This window comes from Acinetobacter sp. NIPH 284 (genome assembly GCF_000369425.1).
Classification (GTDB): Bacteria; Pseudomonadota; Gammaproteobacteria; order Pseudomonadales; family Moraxellaceae; genus Acinetobacter.
In genome coordinates this window covers 732,520-755,478 of sequence record NZ_KB850011.1, presented here as the reverse complement: position 1 = coordinate 755,478, position 22,959 = coordinate 732,520, and the positions used below count along the sequence as shown (strand labels likewise).

Annotated in this window: 23 protein-coding genes and 1 pseudogene; 18 read left to right on the top strand and 6 right to left on the bottom strand. The window is 38.1% G+C overall.

Translation table 11 applies throughout. The annotated features are described in order from the left end of the window. From F908_RS16515 to F908_RS09615, 4 genes and pseudogenes are all read left to right on the top strand, one after another. Positions 1-121 (top strand): annotated as a pseudogene (locus F908_RS16515) (IS4 family transposase); the annotation flags it as partial. A gap of 391 nt (positions 122-512) precedes the next feature. After that, positions 513-710, top strand: coding sequence for a hypothetical protein (locus F908_RS16300; RefSeq protein WP_005161023.1), 198 nt, complete (start codon positions 513-515; stop codon positions 708-710). 331 nt (positions 711-1,041) lie between these two features. Next, positions 1,042-2,361, top strand: coding sequence for an NCS2 family permease (locus tag F908_RS09620; protein WP_005161017.1), 1,320 nt, complete (start codon positions 1,042-1,044; stop codon positions 2,359-2,361). A gap of 81 nt (positions 2,362-2,442) precedes the next feature. Then, complete coding sequence (locus F908_RS09615; RefSeq protein ID WP_005161014.1) at positions 2,443-3,441, top strand: adenosine deaminase; 999 nt, start codon at positions 2,443-2,445, stop codon at positions 3,439-3,441. A 42-nt stretch (positions 3,442-3,483) separates the two neighbouring features. Here F908_RS09615 and F908_RS09610 read toward each other — a convergent pair whose 3' ends face one another. Next, the gene (locus F908_RS09610) at positions 3,484-4,038 is read right to left on the bottom strand and encodes a cytochrome b (protein ID WP_005161010.1); all 555 of its coding nucleotides are present in this window, start codon (positions 4,036-4,038) and stop codon (positions 3,484-3,486) included. Between the two features lie 215 nt (positions 4,039-4,253). Here F908_RS09610 and F908_RS09605 point away from each other — a divergent pair, with 215 nt between their 5' ends. From F908_RS09605 to rnhB, 4 genes are all read left to right on the top strand, one after another. Next, positions 4,254-4,628 (top strand): hypothetical protein, encoded by a 375-nt coding sequence (locus F908_RS09605; protein WP_005161007.1) that lies wholly within the window; start codon positions 4,254-4,256, stop codon positions 4,626-4,628. Positions 4,629-4,773: 145 nt separating this feature from the next. Next, on the top strand, positions 4,774-4,935 hold the full coding sequence (locus tag F908_RS16295) for a hypothetical protein (protein WP_005160999.1): 162 nt from the start codon (positions 4,774-4,776) through the stop codon (positions 4,933-4,935). 18 nt (positions 4,936-4,953) lie between these two features. Beyond that, positions 4,954-5,160, top strand: a complete 207-nt coding sequence (locus F908_RS16290; protein WP_005160996.1) for a hypothetical protein — start codon at positions 4,954-4,956, stop codon at positions 5,158-5,160. Between the two features lie 39 nt (positions 5,161-5,199). Next, a complete protein-coding gene (rnhB, locus tag F908_RS09595) occupies positions 5,200-5,766 on the top strand; it encodes a ribonuclease HII (RefSeq protein WP_005160993.1) in 567 nt (188 codons plus the stop codon). A 78-nt stretch (positions 5,767-5,844) separates the two neighbouring features. On the opposite strand, the gene csrA is transcribed toward rnhB, so the two are convergent. The 3 genes from csrA to alaS form a co-directional block, all read right to left on the bottom strand. Continuing rightward, positions 5,845-6,108: a carbon storage regulator CsrA gene (csrA, locus tag F908_RS09590; protein ID WP_004661337.1), complete on the bottom strand. Its 264-nt coding sequence runs from the start codon at positions 6,106-6,108 to the stop codon at positions 5,845-5,847. Between the two features lie 240 nt (positions 6,109-6,348). Further along, complete coding sequence (locus F908_RS09585) at positions 6,349-7,629, bottom strand: aspartate kinase (RefSeq protein WP_005160988.1); 1,281 nt, start codon at positions 7,627-7,629, stop codon at positions 6,349-6,351. A gap of 66 nt (positions 7,630-7,695) precedes the next feature. Further along, positions 7,696-10,386: an alanine--tRNA ligase gene (alaS, locus tag F908_RS09580; protein WP_171063563.1), complete on the bottom strand. Its 2,691-nt coding sequence runs from the start codon at positions 10,384-10,386 to the stop codon at positions 7,696-7,698. Between the two features lie 180 nt (positions 10,387-10,566). Between alaS and F908_RS09575 the strand changes: the two genes are divergently transcribed. The 6 genes from F908_RS09575 (at position 10,567) to F908_RS09550 (ending at position 16,829) form a co-directional block, all read left to right on the top strand. Further along, on the top strand, positions 10,567-11,592 hold the full coding sequence (locus F908_RS09575) for a type I glyceraldehyde-3-phosphate dehydrogenase (RefSeq protein ID WP_005160984.1): 1,026 nt from the start codon (positions 10,567-10,569) through the stop codon (positions 11,590-11,592). 75 nt (positions 11,593-11,667) lie between these two features. Then, a complete protein-coding gene (locus F908_RS09570; RefSeq protein ID WP_081399852.1) occupies positions 11,668-12,696 on the top strand; it encodes an IS701 family transposase in 1,029 nt (342 codons plus the stop codon). 41 nt (positions 12,697-12,737) lie between these two features. After that, positions 12,738-13,052 carry a hypothetical protein gene (locus F908_RS09565; protein ID WP_005160981.1) on the top strand — a complete coding sequence of 105 codons (315 nt, stop codon included), beginning with the start codon at positions 12,738-12,740 and terminating at the stop codon, positions 13,050-13,052. A 439-nt stretch (positions 13,053-13,491) separates the two neighbouring features. Next, entirely contained in the window at positions 13,492-14,658 is a 1,167-nt protein-coding gene (locus F908_RS09560; RefSeq protein ID WP_005160980.1) for an ATP phosphoribosyltransferase regulatory subunit, read from the top strand. Between the two features lie 58 nt (positions 14,659-14,716). Further along, a complete protein-coding gene (locus F908_RS09555) occupies positions 14,717-16,036 on the top strand; it encodes an adenylosuccinate synthase (protein WP_005160977.1) in 1,320 nt (439 codons plus the stop codon). Positions 16,037-16,553: 517 nt separating this feature from the next. Next, the gene (locus F908_RS09550; protein ID WP_005160973.1) at positions 16,554-16,829 is read left to right on the top strand and encodes a DksA/TraR family C4-type zinc finger protein; all 276 of its coding nucleotides are present in this window, start codon (positions 16,554-16,556) and stop codon (positions 16,827-16,829) included. Positions 16,830-16,842: 13 nt separating this feature from the next. Here the strand turns inward: F908_RS09550 and F908_RS16185 are convergent, their stop codons facing one another. After that, positions 16,843-17,844, bottom strand: coding sequence for a helix-turn-helix transcriptional regulator (locus F908_RS16185; RefSeq protein ID WP_005160970.1), 1,002 nt, complete (start codon positions 17,842-17,844; stop codon positions 16,843-16,845). A 212-nt stretch (positions 17,845-18,056) separates the two neighbouring features. On the opposite strand from F908_RS16185, the gene F908_RS09540 reads away from it, so the two are divergent. From F908_RS09540 to F908_RS09525, 4 genes are all read left to right on the top strand, one after another. Beyond that, positions 18,057-19,607 carry a circularly permuted type 2 ATP-grasp protein gene (locus F908_RS09540; protein ID WP_005160967.1) on the top strand — a complete coding sequence of 517 codons (1,551 nt, stop codon included), beginning with the start codon at positions 18,057-18,059 and terminating at the stop codon, positions 19,605-19,607. Between the two features lie 85 nt (positions 19,608-19,692). After that, positions 19,693-20,295, top strand: a complete 603-nt coding sequence (locus F908_RS09535; RefSeq protein WP_005160963.1) for an alpha-E domain-containing protein — start codon at positions 19,693-19,695, stop codon at positions 20,293-20,295. Beyond that, positions 20,292-21,071 (top strand): transglutaminase family protein, encoded by a 780-nt coding sequence (locus F908_RS09530; protein WP_005160960.1) that lies wholly within the window; start codon positions 20,292-20,294, stop codon positions 21,069-21,071. The genes F908_RS09535 and F908_RS09530 overlap by 4 nt, the downstream gene beginning before the upstream one ends. Before the next feature lie 17 nt (positions 21,072-21,088). Continuing rightward, a complete protein-coding gene (locus F908_RS09525; RefSeq protein ID WP_005160957.1) occupies positions 21,089-21,823 on the top strand; it encodes a proteasome-type protease in 735 nt (244 codons plus the stop codon). A gap of 46 nt (positions 21,824-21,869) precedes the next feature. Here F908_RS09525 and alr read toward each other — a convergent pair whose 3' ends face one another. After that, complete coding sequence (gene alr, locus F908_RS09520; RefSeq protein ID WP_005160954.1) at positions 21,870-22,940, bottom strand: alanine racemase; 1,071 nt, start codon at positions 22,938-22,940, stop codon at positions 21,870-21,872. Positions 22,941-22,959 lie beyond the last annotated feature (19 nt).

The window sequence follows — 22,959 nt, the reverse complement described above, 5'->3', positions numbered from 1 at the left end:
ATCGGTTTCTGTTGGTGCTATTTAACAGGTGAATGGCAACATGATCGAAAAAAAGCGATAAAAATAAAGAAGCATGGACGACTTTCAGTCAGTTTATTTCGATACGGTTTAGACTATGTTCAGATGGCTATTCTACGTTTGATTGGTTTTGGAAAAAAAGAAGAATTTAAGAAAGTGCTCGCAATTTTAAGAAAGAAAAAGCCTGATAGGACAAGGGCTCTATGAAATTTGTCGTGTACAGAGTTGATTTTTGATAATAATCCATCTTTAATTTTAACAAATGTTATAAAAAATGCTTAAATTTCAAGCTATCTAATTGAATTATATAAAATGCAATTGCATTAAGAATATAAATAATTTAAGATTTATTTGGATGAAAAATATACAAAATCAATTCATAAACAATCATATAATTGTGATTTATTTCTAATTTTTGATTATTTAATGTTAATTAATTCTCTTTTTTGTTTATTATTGTTAATATTCAAGAAAAGCATACAATAGAGATAATAATGAAGAAATTCCTTCCATTGCTTGTTGTTTGTTCGATTGTTGTTTTAGGTTACGCTGCATATGTAGATGCCCAAGATAAAAGACGCCAAGAGCTTACGAAAATTGTAAATGATGCGGAACACAGTTTGCATATGATCCAGAATAATCCTAATTATATCAAGCATACACATTTGTCATCGTATAAGAACGATCAATAGTCATTGATATTAATCAATAATTATTGCAATTCAGTGTATGTGTCTTTCTAGAATGTATGATAACTAGGCTTTTTTTTGATTTGAAGCCATCAAGTTTTGCTTAAAATCTGTTAAAATATTTACCATTGAATAAAAAGCTGCATCTTGTTATGCAGCTTTTTACATTTTGATAGCGGGTCAGATTTATACATCTTGTTGGTGTCACAAGCATTTGGCTGGCATAGAGATTGCTTTGTCGTTGTGTATGCCATTTCGCAAATTCAAAAAAGATTGAAATGCAAGTGTATAGATTTCAATTCCTAAGATCTCAGATTTTAACAGGTGCTATGTTATGACAACGCCTAATGCTTCGGTTGGTGTTTTAGAACGCTTATTTAAATTAAGTGAGAACAAAACCAACTTCAGAACAGAAGTTCTAGCGGGTGTAACTACATTTTTGACGATGTGTTACATCATTATTGTAAACCCACTTATTCTTTCCGAAACTGGAATGGATCATGGTGCCGTGTTTGTTGCAACCTGTTTAGCTGCTGCTATTGGTTGCTTGGTAATGGGGATTGTTGCCAATTATCCAATCGCACTTGCACCGGGGATGGGCCTAAATGCCTACTTTACCTATTCGGTCTGTTTAGGCATGGGTGTGCCTTGGCAGACGGCGCTTGCGGCTGTTTTTGTATCAGGTTTAATCTTTTTGGCAATCAGCTTTTTTAAAATTCGTGAAGCGATTGTCAATGCTATTCCTATGTCGCTTAAATTTGCGATTGGCGGGGGTATTGGTTTATTTCTTGCCCTCATTGCACTTAAAAATGCAGGCATCATTGTAGACAATCCAGCGACTTTAGTTGGTCTGGGAAATATCAAGCAACCTACGGTTTTACTAGCTTTATTTGGCTTTTTAATGATTGTGGTTTTACACCAGTTAAAAGTTCGTGGTGCGATCATCATTAGTATTCTTGCTGTGACTGGAATAGCGACAGCTTTAGGCTTAAATGAATTTAAAGGTGTTGTTGGACAAATTCCATCGATTGCACCCACCTTTATGCAAATGGACTTTGAAGGTTTATTTACTGCAAGTATGGTTGGTGTGATTTTTGTCTTCTTTATTGTCGATTTATTTGATAGTACAGGGACTTTGGTTGGTGTATCGCACCGTGCAGGTTTACTACAAGATGGTAAGTTACCTCGTTTGAAGAAAGCGTTGTTTGCTGATTCAACAGCAATTGTTGCAGGCGCAGCATTAGGTACATCTTCAACCACACCTTATATCGAATCTGCCTCTGGTGTTGCTGCGGGTGGTCGTACAGGTTTGACTGCCGTTGTCGTTGCATTCTTATTTATTGGCTGCTTATTCTTGGCACCATTAGCTCAATCTGTTCCAAGTTTTGCAACAGCTCCTGCATTATTATTTATCGGTGTGTTGATGATTCAAGGAATCACACATATTGATTGGGATGATATTACAGAAGCAGTACCTGCATTTTTAACGATTGTATTTATGCCATTTACGTATTCAATTGCGGATGGTATTGCAATGGGCTTTATTAGTTATGCATTAGTCAAATTATTTACAGGCAAAGCAAAAACAGTTCCTTACATGGTTTGGATTATTGCTGCACTGTGGGTATTTAAATTTATTGCATTTGGTGGTTAAGCCATTTAAAAGTTATTGATAAAACCTTTAGAGGGTGTACCGAACAGGCAACACCCTTTTTTATTTAAACATGGAGTTAATATGAATCAAATCGAGCTGATTCGTGCTTTACCCAAAGCCGAATTGCATGTGCATATTGAAGGGACTTTTGAACCAGAACTGATGTTTGCAATTGCACAGCGTAATCAGATTCAGATTCCGTATCAATCAGTTGAGGAAGTAAAGCAAGCCTACAACTTCCATAATCTTCAATCATTTCTTGATATCTATTATGCTGGTGCGAACGTGCTGGTGCATGAACAAGATTTTTATGATCTAGCTTGGGCATATTTCGAGAAATGTGCTGAAGATCGTGTCGTGCATACAGAGATGTTCTTCGACCCACAAACACATACTGAGCGTGGGGTTGAATTTGCAACGGTACTGGCAGGTTTAAAGCGTGCTTGTAAAGATGCTCAAGAAAAATTAGGGATTAGTTCTCAATTGATCATGTGCTTTTTGCGTCATTTAAGTGAAGAAAAAGCATTTGAAACACTTGAGCAAGCCTTGCCATTTAAAGATGACATTATTGCAATTGGTTTAGATTCAAGCGAAGTAGGGCATCCTCCTTCGAAATTTGAACGTGTTTTTGCTAAAGCACGTGAAGCAGGTTTCTTGATTGTGGCACATGCAGGTGAAGAAGGCCCCCCAGAATATATCTGGGAAGCTTTGGATTTACTCAAAGTAAACCGTATTGATCATGGTGTTCGCTCAGAAGAAGATGAGCAGTTAATGGTACGTTTAATCGCAGAAAAAATGCCATTAACAGTTTGCCCTTTAAGTAATTTAAAGCTTTGTGTTGTCAATGACATGGGTGAGCATAACATCCGCCGTTTATTACAAAAAGGTGTGCATGTTACTGTAAACTCGGATGATCCTTCATATTTCGGTGGTTATATGAATGATAACTTTGTAGCAATTCAGCAGGCTTTAGATTTATCGAATGATGAGCTTAAGCAACTTGCAATTAACTCTTTTGAGGCATCCTTTATTTCTGATGATGAGAAACAGAAATGGATTGCAGAAGTAAAAAAGATTTAAATGTAAAAAACCGCGTTAAGCGGTTTTTTTATGTGTCAGGATTTATTTAGGTTGGCGCAACATACTCAATAAGACATTATCTTTATCAATCATGTGATGTTTTATTGCTGCTAAAGCATGACCAACAATAAGTAAACCTGCAAACCAAGAAAGATAAATGTGTAATGGTTTCACTATTTCAAGCAATTCAGGATTATCTTGAACTAGGCGAGGAATTTCAAATAAATATAAAACAGGAGCTGGATGTCCAGCACTCCAGCTAAATAAACAGCCGGTAATTGGTAGCGCAAGTAGCATGAGATACAGTAAGAAATGGCCGATATGAGCCAAAGTCTTCATCATAGGTGACATGGTGTTTGGTAGTTTAGGGACTGGGTGGGTATAACGCCAAAAAATTCGAATCACAACCAGAAAGATAATGGTGGTGGCTATATTTTTATGTAGTGTAATAACATTGCCTTTGAAGCTTCCATCAACGTCATAGCTGAGAAAATTCCCACTGTAAAAGCCGATCAGCCAAGCTGTGATAAAAATAGCTGCCATCAGCCAGTGTAAAATTTGCGCTGTGCGAGTGTAATATTGTGCTGAGGTTGACATCGCAACATCCTAGCGGTGAATATGAGTTTTACGATTTTAAATAGCTCATTTTTCTTCATATACAGTGTATATGTAACAGAGCGTTTTACGTGTAGAGCAGTAAGTAAAATGCAACTTGATTGTTATATTATGTAAAGAATCTACACAGTCATTTCTTTCAAGTCATCCTTTAGGCACAATACGCGTGCTAAAATTTTGGATACAGGTTTGAGTTCGTGAAAAAATTATTCTTTATCGTACCTATGTTATTTGCTTTAAATGGGTGCGTTGCGCCAAATACTAATAATTCCACTGCAACAACATCTCAGCAGCTAGGTATGGCTGCATTAAAAATTGCTGTGAATGCAAAATGTATTAATGAGATCAATACATTACCAGCATGGAAAACAGCGACGCGTTTAATGACATCTGAGCAACGTGAAAACATTCAAACGAATGTATGTGGATGTGTTAGTGAAAAAGCACCAAATAGTGTAACGACTGTTGAATTGGCCACAGCTGCGATTGATCCTACAGCGCGTGCAACGATTGTAAATCAAGTTGTTTCTAAAACAGTAAATGCCTGTGTCGCAGAAGTGTTGAAGAAATAATTCTGATGAAATACGCTAAGCAGAGCTAAGTTTGACTTGGTTCTGCTTTTTTACATGAAATTGATATGGTCTTGTAATTGGAGATCGTGTTAATAGACTTATATGATTAAATTGTAAAAATACCTACGTTTAGAATAGGTTTTGTATGAATAAGAACAATTTTTTTATTCTTTTCTCTTTCTTTACCTTATTTGCAGGTGTTGACGCACAAAGTGCTGAACCAACTAAACTGAAAATGGGTACGTCAGCAATACAATGTGCAGCACAAACCAAGTGTACTCATGATATCGATGATTTCGCGGCTTAGAAAGTTGCAAGTAAATTAATGACCAAGAACCAAAAACAACAGAAGAAAAAGCAAATTTGTAAATGTGTTGGTAAAAATGCACCTACTGTATTATCTCCATCAGAGCTTGCTTTAGCGGCAGTTGGTTCAAAAGCTAGAACAGCATTAACAGGAGTTGCTGTCGCAAAAACGATGAACGCTTGCGTATCAGAAGTGATAAAATACAACAGTTTAAATAGGTTGTAATTAGTTGCTCTGAAGCAGCTAATCTTTGTGAGTAATATCATGTTTGTTGCTGGTGTAGATGAGGCAGGGCGTGGGCCTTTGGTCGGTTCAGTTGTTGCTGCTGCGGTAATTTTAGATCCCAATAATCCGATTGATGGTTTAAATGATTCTAAAAAATTAACTGAAAAGAAACGTGAAAAACTTTTCTTAGAAATTCAAGAGAAGGCCTTAGCTTGGTCAATTGCAGAAGCTTCCCACTCAGAAATTGACGAAATTAATATTTTACAGGCAACTTTTTTAGCCATGCGTCGTGCTGTAGATACCTTAAACATTCAGCCTGAAAAAGTGATTGTTGATGGCAACCAAATTCCGAAAGGAATTGAAATATTGTGTGAGGCGATTGTTGGTGGGGATGCGAGTCATGCTGAGATTAGTGCAGCAAGTATCTTGGCTAAAGTAACACGTGACCGTCAAATGTATGAACTAGATCAGAAATACCCGAATTACGGTTTTGCAAAACATAAAGGCTATCCAACCAAAGCACATTTTGAAGCAATTGCAGCGTATGGGGTGATTGATCAACATCGTCGTAGTTATGCGCCAGTAAAAAAAGCACTGGGTTTATAAATATATAAATGAGTCTCCATAAACAACTAAAGCGACTAATGATTAGTCGCTTTAGTTGTTAGAGAAGAATTCTGTACATTAACGATTGAAGTTATTATGTCGAGTGAAATCGTTATTATCTTCTTCAAAAGAAAGTTGATAATCTTGATCAAGATGTTGTAAATGCTCATGCATAGCACGTTCATGTTGGATACGTTGGTAAATTTCCTCACGATGCACGGAAACTTCTTTTGGAGCATTTACACCAATACGCACCTGATTACCTTTTACGCCAAGCACAGTAACACTGACTTGATCCCCAATCATTAATGTTTCTCCGACACGACGGGTCAGAATCAGCATGTTTATCTCCTTGCTAAACGCTTAAACTTGCGACAGGGAATTCATTATTTGAAAGCACAGCCTTAATATACAGAAAATTTTAACAGAAATATGTAAAAAACAGCTTTTTTTCGTAAGTTCTGCCGAGTTTTTCTGAAAAACCTCACAACTTAATATAACAGAGCCACTGTAATAAAAACTATAGTGGCTCTGTATTTTTTACCATTTACTTGAAAGTAAATATGTTTATTGTGCTATGAATTAAGCACGTGCACTGCTTTCGCCATGTTCACGGTCTAAACCAAAAGCAGTATGTAGGCAACGTACAGCAAGCTCTAAGTAGTTTTCTTCAATGATGACAGAAATCTTAATTTCTGAAGTAGAAATCATGAGGATATTAATGCTTTCATCCGCAAGAGCTGTAAACATTTTGCTTGCTACACCAGCATGTGAGCGCATACCTACACCAACAATAGACACTTTTACGATGTCATCGCGAGTGACAACTTCACAGCCTTCAATGCTGCTTGCTGTTTGGTCCAAGATTGCTTTAGCTTTAGCAAGATCATTGCGATTTACAGTAAAGGTAAAATCAGTAGTACCATCTTCTTCAACATTTTGGATAATCATATCCACTTCAATGTTAGCATTACTAATCGGGGATAAGATTTTAGAGGCAATGCCTGGTTCATCTGGAACACCCAAAATCGTTAATTTTGCTTCGTCACGGTTAAATGCAATGCCTGCAATAATTGGTTGTTCCATGTCGTCTTCTGCCTCAGTCGTGATTAATGTGCCTACGTTTTGTTTGAAATCTTCATCAAATGCGCCGTCATTGTCATTATCAAAGCTTGATAATACACGTAATGGAACCTGATATTTGCCTGCGAATTCAACCGAACGAATTTGTAAAACTTTTGAACCTAAAGATGCCATTTCAAGCATTTCTTCAAAAGAGATACGGTCAACTTTTTTCGCTTTAGGTGCAACACGAGGATCAGTGGTATAAACACCATCCACATCTGTGTAAATTTGGCATTCATCTGCTTTTAATGCAGCTGCAAGCGCTACACCAGAGGTATCTGAGCCGCCACGACCTAATGTTGTAATATTTCCTTCAGCATCAAAGCCTTGGAAACCTGCGACAACAATCACACGACCAGCATCTAAGTCAGCTGTCATGACATCGGTATCAATAGATTCGATACGCGCTTTGGTAAATGCGCTGTCAGTTTTAATACCAACTTGACGTCCAGTGTATGATTTAGCTTCTACACCAATAGAATTCAGTGCCATAGCTAACATGGAAATCGTTACTTGCTCACCCGTAGACACCATTTGATCAAGTTCACGTGGGTTAGGGGTGCTAGTAATGGCTTTAGCAAGCGCAAGTAAGCGGTTGGTTTCACCACTCATTGCCGATACAACCACGACCACTTTGTGACCGTGATCATGCCAACGCTTGACACGATGAGCAACATTTAAAATGCGCTCAGGAGTACCCATAGAGGTACCGCCATATTTTTGAACGATTAATGCCATAGTTGTTCCATATAAGCCATGACCCTGAGAGGCATCAGGGTCAGTTACACAAAAGTGAAGTTGTTATTATTGCTCAAGCCAAGCAGGCAATGCTGCGATTACTTGATCAAACTTCTCGTTAAGTGGCGCGCCACCTTGTGCTAAGTCAGGTTTACCACCACCTTTGCCACCAAGCTCTTGAGCTAAATGTTTGATGATGTCACCTGCTTTTAGAGTTGCAGCGTATTGTTTAGCGACAGAGGCGATTAAACTCACTTTATCACCGTCAACACCAGCTAAAATAATGACTGCATCTTCCAATTTTGATTTTACGCTGTCATGAAGATTGCGTAATGATTTGGCATCTAAACCTTTTACTGATGTGATAAGTGTTTGACGACCAGCAATTTCTTTCACTTGATCTAATAAATCAGCTGCTTGGAAGCTGGCTAATTTTTGATTCAATTGTTCAATTTGCTTTTGCAGACTTGATGCTGTTTCAACAATTGATTCAACTTTTTCAACAGTTTGATCTTTTTGCGCTTTCAATAAAGCATTGATCGTCTGAATATCAGCTTCAGCTTTTTGCACAACTTCAAGTGCTTTGGTACCCGTTACGGCTTCAATACGGCGAACACCAGCTGCTACACCACCTTCAGAAGTGATCTTGAATAAACCAATATCACCTGTGCGCTTAACATGAATGCCACCACAAAGTTCAATAGAGAAGTTTTTCTCTTCAATAATAGAACCCATAGAAAGTACACGAACTTCTTCGCCATACTTTTCACCAAAAAGCATCATTGCGCCTTTGGCCTTCGCCGATTCAATATCAAGTAATTCAGTGCTTACTGCCGTATTTGCAATCACTTCAGCATTGACTAAACGCTCAATCTGTTGCAATTGTTCAAATGAAACAGGTTGGTCATTAGCAAAGTCGAAACGCAAAATATCACTTGCAACCAAAGAACCTTTCTGTTGAACATGTTCACCCAGAATTTGACGTAAAGCTGCGTGCAGAAGGTGAGTTGCAGAGTGGTTGCGTGCTGTTGCTGCACGAATATCTGCTTTAACCGTTGCTTCTACATTTTGAGTTGCTTTGAGGCTACCCATAGTGACGATACCTTGGTGTACAAAAGCACCACCAGATTTTTTGGTATCTTGAACTTCAAAGATACCGGTATCGTTTTTGAAAATACCAGTGTCACCAATCTGACCACCACTTTCTGCATAGAAAGGGGTTTGGTTCAATACGATGAGTGCTTCGTCACCTTCGTTGATTTCATCAACTTGAATGCCATCTTTATAGATCGCAACAATTTGACCTTGACCTTGAGTTGCATCATAACCGTCAAATTGAGTTTCGCCTTCAACTTTTACAATGTTGTTATAATCAACTGCAAACTTACCAGCATCACGTGCACGTTGACGTTGTGCAGCCATTTCAACTTCGAAGCCAGCTTCGTCAATTGTAAGATCACGTTCACGCGCGATATCAGCAGTTAAGTCAGTCGGGAAACCGTAAGTGTCGTAAAGTTTAAATACAGTTTCACCAGCAATCACATTGCCTTTTAGCTGAGCCAATTCACCTTCAAGTAATTTCAAGCCTTGTTCAAGTGTTTTCGCAAATTGCTCTTCTTCTTTCAGCAGTTGCGCTTCAATGCGTGCCTGTTGTGCTGCAAGTTCAGGATATGCTTCACCCATGACTTCAATTAGCGGTTGCAACATCTTGTAGAAGAATGAACCAGTTGCACCGAGCTTGTTACCATGACGCACTGCACGACGAATGATACGACGCAACACATAACCACGACCTTCATTTGAAGGATTAACACCGTCAGCAATCAAGAATGAGCATGAACGTGCATGATCTGCAATCACTTTTAAAGAAGCTGGGTATTCAACTGGTTTATTTTGAGCTTTCGCTTCAGCTTCAATTGCAGTGGTATCCAAACCAATGATTTCAGCAGCAGCTTTTAACAGGTGCTGGAACAGATCAATTTCATAGTTTGAATTGACATGTTGCAGAACTGCAGAAATACGCTCCAAGCCCATACCTGTATCTACAGAAGGTGCTGGAAGAGGGTGCATTACACCATCCGCAGTACGGTTAAACTGCATGAAAACGTTGTTCCAGATTTCGATGAAACGGTCGCCATCTTCTTCAGGTGAGCCTGGTAAGCCACCCCAGATATGATCACCATGATCATAGAAAATTTCAGAACACGGACCACAAGGACCTGTATCACCCATTGCCCAGAAATTATCAGATGCGTATTTTCCGCCTTTGTTATCGCCAATACGAATGATACGTTCAGCATCGATTCCGATTTCTTTGTTCCAGATATCAAATGCTTCATCATCGGTATGATAAACCGTGACATATAAACGATCTTTCGGTAAGCCTAACCACTGTTCGCTGGTTAAAAATTCCCAAGCAAATTTCAGTGCATTTTCTTTAAAATAATCACCGAAAGAAAAGTTACCTAACATTTCAAAGAAAGTGTGATGACGTGCGGTATAACCTACATTGTCGAGGTCATTGTGTTTGCCGCCTGCACGTACACATTTTTGAGATGAAACAGCACGAACATAATCACGCTTTTCTAAACCTAAGAAACAATCTTTAAACTGGTTCATACCAGCATTGGTAAACAGTAAAGTTGGGTCGTTGGCAGGAACGAGAGAACTCGAAGCAACACGTGTATGCCCTTGCGATTCGAAGTAACGCAAAAATGCTTCACGGATTTCAGCGGATGTCATAAAACGAGTACTCACAACCAAGCGTCCATAATTTTTAAAAGTGCTAAATTATAACGGAAAATATGATCCCAACCAACGATTTTACAAGCAATATCATATAAAACTGTGTTTAAACTAAAAATCTATATTCAATAGCGCTGTTCATGTTTTACCATATAGCATAGAAAAGATGATGTTTTGATGAAAGGGCTCTGCATGCAACGTATCGCTATCAATGGATTTGGTCGAATTGGTCGAAATGTATTACGTGCGTGGTTTGAGAGTCCAAAACAATTTCAATTTGATATCGTTGCTATCAACGACATTGCCGATGTGCAGACTTTGGTACATTTGTTTAAATACGATACCACGCATGGACGTTTTGCAGGTCAAGTTGAAATTCAGATTGAAAATGAACAGATATTTTTAAATATTCAGTCCCATCAACGACAATTAAAATTACAGGTATTTAAACAGGCTCAACCTGAATTACTTCTTTGGGCAGATTTAAAAATAGATGTTGTATTGGAATGTACAGGTCTATTCCGTTCACGTGCTGATGCAACTCGGCATGTCGAAGCAGGGGCAAAGCGGGTGATTATTGGGGCTGCACCTTTTGATTCGGTCGATGCTGCAATTGTCTATGGTGTCAATCACAATGATGTGAAAGTAACTGATCAAATTATTTCGAGTGTATCTTGCACTACTCAGGCCTTGGTTCCGTTGGTCAAAATTATTGATGATGCCTTTGGCATTGATACCGCTTTAATGACAGAAATCCATGCAGTCACAGCAGATCAATCGGTATTAGACCATGCACATCGAGATTTACGTCGTGCCCGAGCTTCAGGACAAAATATTATTCCAACCACATCGAGTGCATTAGGGGCATTAAAACAAGTCATGCCAAAAATGGAAGGTCGAATTGATGGTTATTCCATTCGTGTGCCGACCATTAATGTCGCAGCAATTGATTTAACTTTTGTTTCGCATTCACCAATTACAGTACACAAAGTCAATGAGGTTTTGAGTAAAGCAGCTCAATATGATTATGCGCAGATCATGCAAGTGACAGATGAAGATTTGGTTTCAAGTGATTTTAATCATTCGCCCTATTCTTTAATCGTCGATTTAACTCAAACCATGGTGGTGGGTCATCAAGCTAAAGTGTTTGCATGGTATGATAATGAGTGGGGATATGCGAATCGACTACTTGATTTGTGTGAATCTTTTTGTAATTAAACAGATCATATATTAAAAATAGGACTTACGCATTGACGGATTCAAAAAAGTATTAAAATAGTTTATAAAGTATCTGTGATCAGACGAACTAAACATGCTTCTACAGCAACTTGTACATTACCCATTTATATGGGCTTTCTCATGACAGAACCGAACTCTATTAGCTGCACACAACTTGCCGAGACTTATAATATCTCGCATGATAGTGTAAATCGCTTTCTGGAGCGTGAAGACTACACACCTCACGACCTATATCAAGAAGCAATTCAACATATTGATAATAATAAACTTATAGTCAGTATTGATGATACTGTTTTAGATAAACCATATAGTCAACATATGGACTTGGTTAGCTATTTTTGGTCAGGCAAACACCACCGATCCGTCAAGGGGATTAATCTCATTACCCTGTATGCGACAGATCAGAATGGTCAAAATATTCCAATTAATTTCCGAATTTATGACAAATCTGAGGGTAAAACCAAGAATGATTACTTTATGGATATGTTAAGTGAAGTACTTAGTTGGGGTGCAAAGATTCAATTTATTACAGGTGATAGTTGGTATTCATCGACTGGAAATCTAAAAACCATAAGAAAATATGGTATTCGATTTATGTTTGGTATCGACTGTAACCGTAAGGTTTCCCCAGAAAAAGGACAATGGTTTCAACTGCGTTTATTGCCAGATTTTCATCAGGGTCAAGTGGTCTGGCTCAAAGATTTTGGCTTTGTACAATTATTTAAGACTCAGTTAAAAGAACAGCAGAGGTTTTATATTGTGCATCAAGATGAAGATGATTTATTGTCCTTTGAGGGTTTTCATGAATTACATTCAAGTCATTGGAAAATAGAGCAATATCACCGAGTGATTAAACAGGTTTGTCATATTGAAAAGTTTCAAGTAAGACGATCTAAACTGATTTTGAATCATATTTTTGCAGCCTTGATGGCCTACGTCGAGATACAAAAGAACCAGTTTGAGCGGATCTTTGAAAATGTATATCGTTGGCAGAAGAAATTATTTAGACCAATCATCAAAGACTTCATTGATGACTTTATTCTCGATAAAAATCATCTCCTACCACAGAGAATCTATAAATAATAGTGCGTAAGTCCTAAAAAAGAAAATTTGGGGATGAAATTATGACATTGATGTTGATTTGGGGTTTTCTGATTGTTTTATTGATGGCTGTTGCTTTTTTATTTTGGTTTCAGTTTAAAACTTCAACTGTACAAAGCCAAGATATTCATGTTTTGCAATTAGAAGAAAAAGTAGTGCATTTAGAGTTGCATTTAAAAAAGAGTTTGGAAATTATGCAGGATCTTGCTAAAAAAATGCATGTACAACAAGAAGTTTTAGATAGGACTGTTGCTAATATTGCTGCATTAGAAAAACAAAATGTTGAGCTGGTGAATGTTTTAGAAATTGTGGTTAAAGGAAGTAATAAAAACTTTTAAATATTTATTTGTATTCATAAGTTGCCATAAAAAAGTAACCATGTGTACGTCTGTTTTAATTTCATCTATAAACAAGCTAAGCCTAATTTTCTAAAAGAATTTTTTGCATGTTTATTTTGAATACTCAACTTAATGCAGTAAAAAAATTAAACTTGATTAACTGGAAGCAGGGTGATAGTTCAGATGTCGGGCAGTTCTTAGGGACGAGAACATGGGTTTCTCATATTAGTGAATAGTTTCAATCTATTGAATTAACTCGTTAAATGTAGTGTAAAGATTCAAGATAAAGAGAATTGAATCAATCATATTTCTTCAAATTCTCAGGTGCATCATATAAATCTTCGTGCTACACTACGCTGAATCGGGCATTCACCCGATTTTTTTATGTGGTTGCTTTTTGTGTGGATGCCTCCACATTGAACAGATTTTAGGTTTGAACATGACCATTTCAGAGACATGGTTGCTCCCTGACGGGGTAGCAGATGTATTGCCCGAACAAGCGCAAGTTGTTGAAGCTTTGCGTAGACAAGCATTAGATTTTCTTGCAGTTCGCGGTTATCAATTGGTATATACCCCATTTATTGAATACATCGAATCGTTATCTTCACTTTCAGAATCAAATCAAGATTTAGATTTGGTTACATTTAAAGTTATTGATCAACTTTCTGGTCGTTTGCTTGGTGTTCGAGCGGATATGACACCGCAAGTTGCACGTATTGATGCGCATGTTCGACCAATTGAAGGTGTAGCTCGTTATTGCTATGCAGGTACAGTCCTTCATACAAAACCGCAAAACTTTAATGCAACACGCGCCCCACTCCAGTTGGGTGCGGAGCTATATGGTCATGACAGCATCGAAGCTGATGTCGAAATGATTGATGTTATGCTCGGTTTGTTGGAAAAAACAGATAGTTTACAAGGTGTTCACTTAGACTTAGGTCATGTTGGTTTATTCCGTAGTCTGGTTAAGCGCGCTGGTTTAAATAAAAATACTGAAAATCAGCTGTCTGATTTATATCAGCGTAAGGCTTTACCAGAATTAGAAGAATTTACTCAAGACTTGCCAATGGGTACTGATTTTTATGCTCTAGGTCGTTATGCAAGCGATCTAGACGCTTTGCAAGCACATTTAAGTCCAAATATTTTAAATGATGTTGATTTTAAAAATGCGTTTGATGCATTGAAAACAACTTTTGCAGAAATAAGATCTCGCTGGTCTAGCCTTGATATTGGTATAGATGTCATTGAACTGCGTAGTTACCACTATCATACGGGTTTGATGTATGCCATTTATGCGCCTAATCGCGCTGCGCCACTTGCTCAGGGTGGGCGTTATGATGGTATTGGTGAGCACTTTGGTCGTGCTCGTCCAGCAACAGGTTTTAGTTGTGATTTATATGCTTTAGGCGCTACACAATTTGCTGAAATTGAAACAGTGGTCGCTCCTAAAGGCAATCAACAAGATCTATTGAATGCTATTGCTGATGCACGTACTCAAGGTTTAAGTGTAGTGCAATTGTTAGGTAATGATGATTTAAGCTCTGTACCTTATGCGACGCATCAAATGGTGTTGCAAAATGGGCAATGGGTAATTGAAAAAATTTAATTGCTAAGTTGAAAAAGCTTGGCTTCCAATTTTAACAGCATGATGTAATGAGGCTATTATGGGCAAAAATGTTGTGGTACTGGGTACCCAATGGGGCGACGAGGGTAAAGGTAAGATCGTCGACCTGCTCACAGATCAGGCGGCTGCGGTCGTACGCTATCAAGGTGGACACAATGCAGGTCACACACTTGTCGTCGGTGGTAAGAAGACTGTATTACACCTCATTCCATCAGGTATTTTACGTGAAAACGTATTGTGCTTAATCGGGAATGGTGTTGTTCTTTCTCCTGAAGCATTAATCAAAGAAATGGCAATTCTGGAAGCGGAAGGCGTACCTGTTAAAGAGCGTTTACGTATTTCACCAAACTGTCCTTTGATTTTGCCAAACCATATTGCATTAGACCAAGCACGTGAGAAAAAACGTGGTAATGCCAAAATTGGTACAACAGGTCGTGGCATTGGTCCAGCTTATGAAGATAAAGTTGCGCGTCGTGCTGTACGTGTAGCTGATTTAATTCGTGGTGGCGCATTACTTGAAGAAAAACTTAAGGAAATGCTAGAGCTGCATAACTTCCAACTTTCTCAATTCTATGGCGTTGATGAAGTTAAATTTGAAGATGTACTTGAGCTTTGTAATCAATGGCGTGAAGTGCTTGCACCATTAGTGATTGACGTGACTAAAGTGTTACATGATTACCGCAAAGAAGGTAAGTCAATTATGTTTGAGGGTGCTCAAGGTTCATTGCTTGACATCGATCATGGTACTTATCCGTTTGTAACAAGTTCGAATACAACCGCTGGTGGCGTAAGTTCTGGTTCTGGTATGGGTCCATTACATTTAGATTATGTATTAGGTATTACTAAAGCATATACAACACGTGTAGGTGCTGGTCCATTCCCAACTGAGTTGCATTACGATGCTGCTACAGATACTGGTGATGCGATTGGTCGTCATTTAGGTACTGTGGGGCACGAATTTGGTGCATCTACAGGTCGTCAACGTCGTTGTGGCTGGTTCGATGCTGAAATCCTACGTCGTTCAGTTGAAGTGAACTCATTGTCTGGTATTTGCTTGACTAAGCTAGATGTATTAGATGGTTTAGAAGAAATCAAGATCTGTGTAGGCTATGAAGATGTGGATTCAGGCTGTGCAGGTTCTTCTGATGCAATTTCATTTGAAAGCTTAAAACCAATCTATGAAACAATGCCAGGTTGGAGTGAGTCTACAGTAGGCTTAACTCAAATTGATCAACTTCCTGCAAATGCGTTAGCTTATGTAAAACGTCTTGAGCAGTTAATTGAATGCCCAATTGATATTGTTTCTACAGGTCCAGATCGTGCAGAAACCATTATTTTACGTCATCCATTTTCAGCTTAAACTGAATAGATAACGTCAAAAGCCTCTTTTTAAAAGGGGCTTTTTTATTTTTATGGATTTATATATCAAAAATCTCTAGCAAAAAATCAGCTTTTTATTCCAGTCATTGTTATTTCACAGAGTGGAAAATCCCCGTTATATTCACTCTACATTCAAACGAAGAGGGTTTTAACCATGACGAAAAAAACAATTCGCTATAATGGATGTGAACTGGCATGCCAATGTTAGGTTATATCAAGGCGATTAAAAAGGTACAAGCCAATTTTGATCAGGCGGGGAAAGGAATTGGTTTGAACATTTTAATACAATAAGAATAACCCTAAATGTTAAATAAAAAAACGAATAATAAATCTAGGGGAATCTACTGATTCCCTTATTTTTTCTAAAAATAAAACTGTTGTGCTTTGAAGTGGAGAGCACAGCAATTGTGATCGTTATAAATAATCGTATTGTGAGCTAAATAAAATGGTATTAGAATTTTAAATTGACAAGATATAAAAATGAAACGAGATCAGCAATGGCGGGTGGTTGGGCACGTGACGGTGCAGAGCAGGAGCAGATTGATGCAACAATTTATGATGCGATTGCAAAAGCAAGACAAGGTCTTTCTCATAATGAAGATGGAGAAGCCGCATTATATTGTGAAGAATGTGGCGAGCCCATTCCTCAAGCCCGCCGTGAAGCGATGAAAGGCGTGAAATATTGTATTCGTTGCCAGCAACAACTTGAGGAAAAGAGTAAGGCACTGGAACTATTTAATCGGCGGGGAAGTAAGGATAGCCAATTACGTTAAATCTTTTGCCTTATTAATCTTCTATCTCTTTCACAGCATTATATACAACGCTTGGCTTAATATTGAGCAACTTTTTGCCAAAGCTACGTAACCACCAAACCAGTTGAGAGGTAAAAGCGACTGTTGCACTAACCTCAACAATATTTTCTTCTAACGGCGTAATCTTTTGGTCTTTACTTAACTGACTTTCATAAAAGCTTTTTGCTGTACTTTCGGTCATCGTTAGTTTGAGCTGAATTTGTTCAGTCGGTTTGCTGTAATCTACACGGAAGCCCAACGCGCCTGATTCGATATAATTATCAATATCAAAATTTACGGGATGTAAAGCACGGCTATCAAGTACAGTTGCTGCTTTAAAGCGGTGCAAGGCAAAAGTTTGTACTTCAGTTTTGTCATTTCTGGTACAGATTAAATAAATTACTGCACCTTTTTGAACCAAAGCTAAAGGATTTAAAATATAGGATTTATCTTCGCCTGAATTGGTCCGTGCTCGATATATACATTCAATTTGTTTATCTTGTAGTAAGCCTTCATAAATTGCTTGTTGAGCTTGTTTATCAACCATCGGAGGGATTAATGGTTGCGAAGCAGGAACAATACGAACTCGATTGATCCATTGTCTGACATTGTTTTGTGTAGACAAACTACGTTTTGCCAGATCAAACCAAGGTGTCATTTCTTCAAGTAAACTTGGCGGAAGTAAGTGTCTTAAATGCTCTTCTACCATCATAAAGGTGACAGCTTGAGAGCTGGTCATATGTGGCAAGCTTTGGATGGGTGCATCTGAACGCCAACGCCAACCTTGCGGTACAGCCTTATTGCTTTCAATGGGAAAGCGTTGAGCAATCTGATTTAAATCCCGCTGAATGGTTCGAAGGCTAATTTCGATTCCTTCACGTTGTAATGTTTCTTGTAATTCACGTGTCCCCATCCATTTCCCTGTAGAAAGACGAGACAATATCTGCCATTGGCGATAAAGGCTATTGGAAGTTTCTTTTTCTTGTACGGATGACATAAGCGAAATACGTAATTTAATGGTCTAAAGCAGACACAATAAAAAAACTAGCACTATTTAGCAAGCCCAAGATCTTGAGATTACGTATTTACGACTGAAACAACTGTCGATTTATTGAATGATCTTAATCCTGATGAAAAAATAATCGTTTTATGTAAGTGGCATTGAAATTGCTTATTTGAGATATAAATAAATGATGAGACGAGGTTTCTATGTCAGAACAAGAACACAACCTACATGCCAGTGCGGATTATTATACTCAAGAGCAAACGGCAGCAGTATCAGTCCATTCGTCTACATTTATCCCACAGCTTAGTGTCAGCACAAACTTGTTTGAGCAGCTTAAATCTGAGTTTTTTAACGAGATGCTTGATGACAAAAGTTTTAATGCGGAAGCTTCGAAAAAAATTGAACAGTGGTTGAGTATTCGCAGCCTTGATGAGTTACGAACACTTGGGAATCAAGCGAAGCAACATTTCCTTTATCAGGGAATCACATTCAATGTGTATGGCGATCAAGAGGGTGCTGAGCGAACCATTCCTTATGATTTGATTCCAAGAGTGATTGAAAAGAAACAATGGGAAAAAATTTCATCAGGTTGTGCACAACGTGTGAAAGCACTCAATTCATTTTTAGATGATATTTATCATGGACAACATATTTTAAAAGAGGGGCTTATTCCTGCTGATCAAGTGATTGCACATGAAGCATTTCAGCCACATATGTTAAATCATCATCTTAAAGGGAAGGTTTATTCACAAATTAGCGGTATTGATATTATTCGTGATGGTCAGGGTGATTTCTTCGTACTTGAAGATAACTTGAGAACACCGTCTGGCGTATCTTATATGATTGAGAGCCGTAAGATTAGTCAAAAACTAATGCCTGATTTGTGCATCAGTAACAATTTGCAAGGCATAGAACAATACCCAACTTTATTAAGAGCAATTTTAGAAGAGAACGCTTATGTGGATAAGCCACTTATTGTGGTATTAACACCGGGTCGTTTTAACAGTGCTTATTATGAGCATTCATTTTTAGCACGAGAAATGGATGTGCCATTAGTCACGAGTCGAGATTTATTTGTTGAAAATGATCGAGTTTTTGTTAAAACAATTCGTGGTCGTCAGCAAGTTGATGTGATCTATCGCCGTGTCGATGATGACTTTCTTGATCCGTTAACTTTTAGACCTGATAGTACATTAGGAGTTGCAGGGTTGATGTCGGCTTATTTGCAAAAAAATGTTGTGATTGCAAACGCACCAGGTACAGGTGTTGCTGACGATAAATCAATTTATCCTTATGTTGATAAAATGATTCAATTTTATTTGGGTGAAACAGCAATTTTAAGTAATGTTCCGACATATCAATGTCGTGATCAAGAACACTTGGATTATGTACTTAGTAATTTAGAAAAATTGGTCGTGAAAGAAGCACAAGGTTCGGGTGGATATGGGATGTTGATTGGACCACAAGCAGATCAACAACAAATTGAACTATTTAGACAAAAAATTATTGAAACACCTCATTTGTATATTGCACAACCCACTCTGGCACTTTCTGTAGCACCAACATTAACGTCTGAAGGGGTTGCTGAACGACATATCGATTTGCGTCCATTCGTTTTGAGTTCGCCTTATCGTACTGAGATTGTGCCAGGAGGTCTGACTCGAGTTGCAATGCAAGCGGGTTCTTTAGTGGTTAATTCCTCTCAAGGCGGTGGTATCAAAGATACATGGGTTGTAGAAACATTGCATTCTTGAACGCTTTCCTTAAGAGTTTTAGTCCAAAGTCTCTAGCATAGTGCCGTACTTTGGGGATTTTGATCATATATAAGGGAGGAAATTTATGCTTTTACTTAGCTCAAGCGCTCATCATATTTATTGGTTAGGTCGTTATTTATTTAGAATTGGTCATGTTGCTAGCCATTTGCCATTTTGTGATGATGAACAAGCAGCAGATTTTGCTCAAGCGCTTTGTTTACATATCGATGATGCTGAGAATCTGAATAATTTTATGCTAGATCATCAACAACCCTATTCTTTATTGAGCCAGCTTGAGATTGCTCGAGATAATATTCAAGAATTACGTGGTTTACTGTCAGCTCAAACCTATGCTGAGCTGAATCATATAATTAAAAATGCAGTATCAGATGGTGAAGAGATTCAAGCCGTCGTAGGGAAGTGTTGTGCTCTTTTAAAAACAGAACAAAACGATGTTTTCTTATTCTTTCATGTTGGACAATGTATTGAAAAAATTGATACGCATTTCCGTTTTCAACATAATATTCAGGATGTTATAGCTTCGATTGATCCGATTATTGAACAGTTATTTGAACTAGGTTGGGATGACTTGCAGCCAAATTGGCAGATTTTAAAAGAGCAACCTAATTTAAATCAGTTTTATGCCTTTACCTATAACTTAGAAAATCAATTTGAGGCATTCTCATGAAACTCATGGTGAATCATCAAACGCACTATCGTTATACGCAAGTTGCTCGAAATAGTGTGCAATCGATTAAAATGATGCCGCAGAGTTCTATGCACCAAAGCATAGAAAACTGGCATATTAGTGTGCCTGGGCAATATTCATGTCAAAGAGACGCATTTAATAATTTATGGATCACTGCAACTCAGAGACATGAATATCGCTACTTGACCATTATGGCGCAAGGTGTCGTTGATTTATATGCAACAGAACTCGGCTATGTAGAAACGGATGTTTCTCCAATGCTTTTTTTGCAGCGTACCATGATGACGTGTTGCGATCTAAGTATGCTTGATTTTGCTCAGGCGGTGGTCAAAGTAAAAGATCGTAAGCATTTAATACTTTTATCTGAGAAAATTTTACAACAAGTTCAGTACCAGCCTGAGACCACCTCAGTGACGACTGCTGCAATTGATGCATTTCATGCAAGACAAGGTGTATGTCAAGATCATGCACATATTTTAATTGCAATGTGCCGTGGATTACATTTACCAGCTCGTTATGTGTCTGGCTATATATATGATGCAAATCAACCGCACCTAGCCAGTCATGCATGGGCTGAGGTTTTTGTAGAAAATGAGTGGTATTGTTTCGATGTAAGTAACCAGATATTTACCCCCCAAAATCATATTTATGTCGCAGTTGGTCGTGATTATCTAGATGTTGCACCAATTCGAGGTATCCGTGAGCAAGGTGGGGTGGAAAGTATGATATCTACGGTTCAAGTTTTGGCTTGTTGAAGGTAAGAGAAGAAGAGATGACCTATTGTTGTGCATTAAGATTAGAGCAAGGTTTGGTATTGATTAGTGATACTCGAACTAATGCAGGGGTCGATCATATTTCTGTATTTCGTAAATTACATACCTTTGGTGTTGAAGGTGAGCGTTTTATTGCATTGCAAACAGCAGGTAATTTAGCAACAACACAAGCTGTTATTGGTCATTTACAAAATGCTTTAGCATTACATCAAGAGCCAAATTTATATAGCGCAAATACCATGTTTGAAGTTGCTGAATTAATTGGAAAGACTTTGCGTAAGGTACTCGAGGATGTTACGACTGATACTCAGGAACAGATGAACTACTCGTGTAGTATTTTGGTGTGTGGGCAGATACAGGGCGAGGAAATGCAATTGTATAATGTCTATCCACAAGGTAATTTTATCTGTGCGACTACCGATACCCCATATTTCCAGATTGGTGAAAGTAAGTATGGAAAGCCAATTTTAGATCGTGCACTGCACTATACGATGCCATTAGATGATGCGTTACGTTGCAGTTTGATCTCTTTTGATTCAACATTAAGGTCTAATGTTTCTGTCGGATTGCCTTTAGACGCGTTGGTTTATCATAAAGATAGTTTTAAAATTCCTGAAGGGAAACGCATCCGAGAAGATGATCCTTATTTTACTCAGATTAGTAAGCAATGGTCTGAAACCTTACGCCGTGGACTTCAAGAGTTACCAAAGCCTACGACTGATTATGGTTTGTAATCATATAAGAAAAAATCCAAGCAAAGGCTTGGATTTTTTATCTGTTTTAAATCACTTTTCGAATGGGTCTATTGCTTAACCGACATAATAATTCGTAACCAATCGTGCCATTTGCCGCAGCGACATCATCGACGAGTCGATGTTTGCCCCATAGTTCTACTTTAGTACCTAATTCAGCTTTAACCTGAGTAACGTCAATCGCAATCATATCCATACTGACACGACCAATAACAGGAACAAGTTGTTCATCAATCGCAACGAAATTTGGTTTGATATATGCTCTTGGATAACCATCACCATAGCCAATGGAGACAATGGCAATATTCATAGGCTGTGTTGCTGTAAACGTTGAACCGTAACCTACAGATTCGCCTTGTTGAATTTGATTAAGCGCAATGATTTCTGCACTAAAGGTCATTACAGGCTTTAAATCGAGTTCATTTACATTTTTGTCAGCAAATGGACTTGCGCCATAAAGCATGATACCTGGGCGAACAAAATCGAAATGCAATTCAGGATATTTATAGATCGCAGCAGAGTTACAGCATGATGCAAAGATAGGGGCACATGCTTCTTTGACATGGAGAAATTGCTGCTTTTGTTGTTCATTTAAAGGGTGATCGGCATCTACATTGGCAAAATGCATAGTAAGGACACAGCTAAAGCCTTCTGATTTTAAACGTTGAATGACATCGATAATTTCAGTCACTTTAAAGCCTAAACGGTTCATTCCGCTATTTAGCTTGACCCACACTTTTAAGCCCAAAGCATTATAAGCTTGTTTATGCTGAATCAACCATTCAACTTGTTGACTTTGATGAATCAGGCATTCGAGTTTGTACTCAATTACTTGTTGCATTTCGTCTTCTGAAAATATGCCCTCAATCAAAGTGATGAGTTGAGAATATCCCAGTTGCCTGATCTCTAAAGCTTCTTCTAAACAGGCGACACCAAAGGCGTCTGTGGCATCCAAGGCGGCTAAACAGTCTTTAACTCCATGTCCATAAGCATTTGCTTTGACCATACTAACAATTTGTGAATGTGGAGCAAGTTGTTTAACGCGGTTTAAATTATATTGTAGTGCATCACTATCAATATAAACTGTTGCTTGGCGCACCCTGATTTCTCCTTTGGGT